1 pseudogene is annotated in these 694 nt (G+C 63.5%); it reads right to left on the bottom strand.

What is annotated here, in order from left to right:
* Positions 1 to 694 (bottom strand): annotated as a pseudogene (locus tag AC1DU6_RS34080) (TonB-dependent receptor); the annotation flags it as partial.

Below are 694 nucleotides of genomic sequence, written 5' to 3'. Positions count from 1 at the left end.
GCTGTAGACGGTCAGCTGATCGTTGACCTTGAAGTCCAGCCGCACATCGCCGCCGGTGCGCTTGTCGTCCTGGCTCTTGAAGTTGTAGCGAAAGCCCGCCGTTTGCGAGGGCGAGTAGTCATTCCACTGGTTCAGGCAGGTGATCTGCTCGTTCTGGCGCTGCGTGTAGGCCGCAGTGCGGCCAGCGGCGACCATGAGGTTGGTCTGGGCTGCCGTCAGATTGGGGAAGGTGGTGAAGCAGTCGGCCTTGGTCTGCGCTGCGGCCGACTTGGTCAACAGCTCCAGCGGCGTGGAGGCGTTGAAGTTCCCGCCGGCGATCAGCGGCGAGATCTGCATCGGCGTGTTGATGCTGTCGCCGTTGGCCGTCGCCGGGTTGAAGGTGAAGGTCTTCTCTGGCGAGCCGTCGAAGTCGCCCAGGCGCACCAGGCCCTGCTGGTTGTTGCTGCCGCCCTGTGTGACGCCATGCTGCTCGCTCTTGTAGCGCGACTTGTTCAGGTTGACGATTACCCCCAAGCGCTTGTCCAGGAACTTGTCGGCCAGCACCAGGTTGWAGTTGGGCGTGTTCTGCTTGTTCAGGTCGCTCTGCGTGGCGGCGGCGCGGAACGAGTAGAAGGGCTTGTCGAAGTCCAGGCCCGTGCGGGTCGTGATGATGATGCCGCCGCCAAGCGAACCTTCCGTCATCGCGGCCGTGGAG

Source organism: Roseateles sp. P5_B10, from assembly GCF_056400485.1.
Note: the sequence above shows the minus strand (reverse complement) of the source record. Positions and strands in the feature narration are given on the sequence as shown.